3 protein-coding genes are annotated in these 4,539 nt (G+C 31.2%); 1 reads left to right on the forward strand and 2 read right to left on the reverse strand.

Features of this window, described 5'->3' with window-relative positions:
* Positions 1-596: 596 nt before the first annotated feature.
* Both CD30_RS19945 and CD30_RS18690 read right to left on the reverse strand, forming a co-directional pair.
* On the reverse strand, positions 597-2,558 hold the full coding sequence (locus CD30_RS19945) for a 7-cyano-7-deazaguanine synthase (RefSeq protein WP_084078073.1): 1,962 nt from the start codon (positions 2,556-2,558) through the stop codon (positions 597-599).
* Complete coding sequence (locus CD30_RS18690) at positions 2,548-2,904, reverse strand: hypothetical protein (RefSeq protein ID WP_036180536.1); 357 nt, start codon at positions 2,902-2,904, stop codon at positions 2,548-2,550. The genes CD30_RS19945 and CD30_RS18690 overlap by 11 nt, the downstream gene beginning before the upstream one ends.
* 386 nt (positions 2,905-3,290) lie before the next feature.
* Between CD30_RS18690 and CD30_RS18695 the strand changes: the two genes are divergently transcribed.
* Positions 3,291-4,496 carry a phosphoenolpyruvate hydrolase family protein gene (locus CD30_RS18695; RefSeq protein WP_036180539.1) on the forward strand — a complete coding sequence of 402 codons (1,206 nt, stop codon included), beginning with the start codon at positions 3,291-3,293 and terminating at the stop codon, positions 4,494-4,496.
* Positions 4,497-4,539 lie beyond the last annotated feature (43 nt).

Raw genomic sequence — 4,539 nt, forward strand, 5'->3', positions numbered from 1 at the left:
CACAAAACATCGGAGATGTTAGAAGGTGTGGGTTATTTGACGCTTACGATGCATTAAGAAATAAACTAATGGATTTCCAAAATAATATAGGTGATCATTATGATGATCTTATTCGATTAACTGACAAAATTGTAAAGTTTAGAAATGAGAGAGATTAGCAAAAGCTTCATAATCCAAAAGATTTAGCATTATCGATATCATTAGAAGCTAACGAATTACTAGAGACTTTCTAATAGAGAAAAAGTGAAGCTATCGAGAATAATATAGATAATATGAAAGATTAGTTAGCTGATATATTTCTCTATATTTCTCTATACATTACTGTTTGCAAATGAAACCGACATAAATCTTGGAAATGCTGTAAAACAAAACATTCAGAAGAACATTGAGAAATATTCTGTTGATAAGGTATATGGTAGTAATGCTAAGTATACAGAGTTTTATAATTTACAAAGAAAAATATTTAAAAAAGTAGTTTTCAACTGTTTCTTTAATAGAATGTAAAATAAAGCATAACTTTCCTGAATGGAAATTTTATGCTTTATTTTTTGATTTAGGTTTTCACATAACTCGATTTCATAATTAATTTTTAGAAATTAGTTATCAACATTTACTGTAGAGATAAATGATATCGCATTTTCTCTATCTACACAATTTGGACAAACTCCACATGGAACTTCACTATTGGCTTGGCAAGAATAAGTAATTGCCATAGGTACATTCAACCGAATACCTCGCTGAATTACTTCTGCTTTACTTAAATCTCTATATGGTAAACAAATTTCCACAGAACCATAATCGTTCAAAAGTACACCTAGTTTATCAAAAAATTCTTTTGAGCAATCAATTTCTTTAGCGTGATTTGAATTAATAAAAGCTGCATAAACTTTAGTGATATCTTCGCTTTGAGCAATTGAGCTCGCTATCGTTAAAAACAGTAGATTTCTATATGGAAGATATAAATCGTCTGAATTCACATTTTCCATCCATAGATTAGGCTCGATTATCATTCTTGAAGATGAGTTTTTATAAATATCTTTTATGTTTACTACACGTAAATAAGGTTTGATTTTTTGAGGTATGACTTTTAAAAGACTATTTAATTCTTTTTCTTTGAAATGTTGCCCATAGTCTAGAAATACAGGAAGGATACTTTTATTTTGTTCGAGTAACTCATATGCAAGAGTGGTGGAATCAAGTCCGCCTGACATTAATAGTAAAGAATCAAATTGTGGAGTAAATTCTTCTACAGACTGATTTAATAAATTAAAAACCTCCAACAATAATTCGTCAATTGTATGGACGATACGAGTTACACTTTTAGTTAAAAAAAGATTGTATGCTTTTTTGTAAGGATCAAAAAGAATAATAGGTTTACCGGCATGATTCATCCAACCGATTTCAACAAATGTTCCTGGATCATCTTCTATTAAAATTGCAATCATTAATTCGCATTTTTTTAGTAATTCAACATCTTTATTATAAATCTCTTGTCTCTCTTTATAGGATTCGTTCCCCATAAAGAGTCCATTTTCTTTAATGGGTCTGTGGGGAACGAAGTTGTGATATTCTAAGATATCCTCAATTTTATCGAATAGCTTAGTATCGAACATAGGAAAATCCGGACCAGCAAGGTATATATGCATTTTTTGTCTTGATTCCCAAGAGATTCTTACTCCAGAGGTTTCTAGTATTTCTTCATTTTTGATTAATTTTACAGTATCTTTGAAATCATCGTGATTAAAGGTAGATGCATATTCTCTAGCTGTGAAAGAAGCAATTTTTAAGCAATGTTCTTCTGAAAGTAACATATTGTAGAAAACATATGCTGAATTAAAACAGTCACCAACACCAACAGAATGGGTGTTTAAAATGTTAAATGAGGGTGCTTCATGGAAGAACTTTTGAGTAGTATTTATTAAAGTAGAACCTCCACGATTTTCTTTTAATAGAATGTAATTAGCTAAATAACTAAAATCCGAATTTAACAATTCTAATAATGTTCCACCAGTATCCAAAAAAAGCTTTGATGTTGTAGAAAATATTAAGGTTTCAAAGTTGTATTTATTATTCTTGAAATCAGGAAGTAATTCTTCACCATATTGAAAATCTACATGGATTCGAATTTTTTCATTTTTTATTTCATTTAAAATAGAAGCTAAATCATACTTACCAGGATACACAATAAGATCTGTTGGTTTGTATGATTTGAATAGTTCTAAAAAAGCGGAAATATCCATACTTGTTTTGGCTTGTTTTCTAAGTATATCTTCATATCCTTGAGAGCCAGTTTCTTTTGAATCATGTATATTAATCACATTTGGAGAACGTTTAATTTCACCTATACTTTTGAAAGCTGTAGCATTTAATTTCTTAGCAAAAGTATTAAAGTCTTCTTCTAAATAATTTGGTAAAACTGCAGCTAAAGCATAGTTAGCTTGTAATGCATCTAATGCTCTTGCTGAGTGAAAAATACCACCTAATCGGATGAAATTTGCATCAATATGATTGTCAGTATAGACTTCGCCTATAACTAATATACGTTTATTATTTTGCATAGAGATTCACCACGATTTTTGGAAAAATTGCATTTTCACTATATACAATCGTACCCGAATATTTATGTCCTCTTGCGATACAAGTATGTAAATAATTGTATTGAGTTGGTAATAGTCCGATTTCACTTTCATCGTCGGTAAGAATTACTTGAACACGACCATTTTTTAATTTCTTCCCTAAATGAATAATACTAAATATTTCCGGAACTTCACCTTCTGAATTAAAATATTCAGAGTTTGCAACATCCTGTAAGTCAACTTCAAGTAATTCTCTCAAACATCTTTCCTCATTATAATTCTTAGCGTCGTTAATCCTTCCGAATTCTCCGTTACCTACGCTTCCCATGTATTACTCCTCCTTTAATAATGATATAATAGATATTTTCCAAATTTCAGGTAAATCCTTTCTCCTTTCAAATATTGATTGAAAAATGAAAAAATTGAGTAAATTTATGACTTTGGAGTAAATAATACTATATTCTTTGTTTCGTAGGTCTAATCTTGTAAAGTATATTACTTCACCAAAAAAGCCTCATTTTTATTAATGAGTATTTAGTATATTAATTTTCCTATTACTTAGACTTCAAGAATATAAATCTATAAATTTCAGACTTTCTATTTTGTGAATTTTTGGACACAATAAACTCCAGGCAGCCAACTTCTAGTAAAATAAACACAAGTAATTCAAAAGTTAACCCATATTCACCCTTTTTCTATAATGGAGGCTTTCAAATGATTAATGACCGCTCGCAAATTGTTAAGACATTAAATGCGCAAATACATACAAATGGGCATATTCTTGGTGTGGCCGCGGGAAGTGGAATGACGACAAAGTATAGTGTGAAGGGAGGGGCGGATATTATTTTGGCGTTGAGTGCTGGCTGGTACCGTCAAAAAGGAAGGTCTTCACTTGCTTCTTACTTATGTTATGAAAATAGTAATCGTATTGTATTCGACTTTGCGACACGAGAGTTAATACCGTTATTGATGAATAAACCCATCATTTTTGGACTGCATGCTTCGGATCCGACAATTGTTTTAGAAGAATATATTGCCCACATAAAACGTGCCGGCTTTGCGGGTGTTAATAATTTTCCGACAGTCGGACTTATTAATGGACAGTTTCGTGAGGCGTTGGAGGAAGCTGGGCTTGGTTATCATAATGAAGTTGAAGCAATTCGAATAGCTAGTGATCTTGGACTTTTTACTCTAGCATTTGTTTTTGATGAGCATCAAGCAGAACAAATGATTGAGGCTGGGGCTGATGTCATCTGTGTCCATCTAGGTTTAACGACAGGTGGAGATTTAGGAGCTAAAAAAGTACAATCTATTGAAAATGCTCGGCAACATGCAAATCGAATATTTCAAGTGTGTGATGTTCTTAATCGTCAAGTTATAAAAATGGTGTATGGGGGGCCGATACAATCTCCAATCGATGCGCAATACTTTTATGATAATACAGCTTGCCAAGGATATATTGGGGGTTCTTTATTTGAGAGAATTCCGTCTGAAAAGTCTATTTTAAATTCTACTAAATCCTTTAAAAACCCTACTAATTCTGAAAGCAAAGATATCTTACTGAACGTACTATCAGGAAAGGTTCAGAATTATGATTATGTTGAATTTGTCAAAGAGCATATAAAAGAAAATTATCATCAGTCCATTTATTTAAGTGAAATTGCATTAGCACTTCATGTGTCGCTGCCGTATCTAAGCTTGAAATTTAAAGAGAAAATGGGATGTAATTTCTCTGAATATTTAATGCGATATCGTATGAATAAGGCAGCAGAACTATTAATGGAATCTTCTTTACCAATTGTAGAGATTGCAAATTTAGTTGGTTATCCAGACTATGCCCAGTTCAGTAAAATGTTTAAAAAAATAAAGGGATCTTCCCCAAGGAATTTTCGAAAGAATCAAGTATTTTTAGATAAATAAACACAATTAATTATTAAATAAACACAATTAATTATTAAATAAA

Source organism: Ureibacillus massiliensis 4400831 = CIP 108448 = CCUG 49529 (assembly GCF_000772965.1).
Lineage (GTDB): Bacteria > Bacillota > Bacilli > Bacillales_A > Planococcaceae > Ureibacillus > Ureibacillus massiliensis.

Excerpts from the sequence above, each read along its gene's own strand:
- CD30_RS18695 (WP_036180539.1), top strand. The coding sequence starts at position 3,291 with ATGATTAATGACCGCTCGCAAATTGTTAAGACATTAAATGCGCAAATA.
- CD30_RS18690 (WP_036180536.1), bottom strand. The coding sequence starts at position 2,904 with ATGGGAAGCGTAGGTAACGGAGAATTCGGAAGGATTAACGACGCTAAG.
- CD30_RS19945 (WP_084078073.1), bottom strand. The coding sequence starts at position 2,558 with ATGCAAAATAATAAACGTATATTAGTTATAGGCGAAGTCTATACTGAC.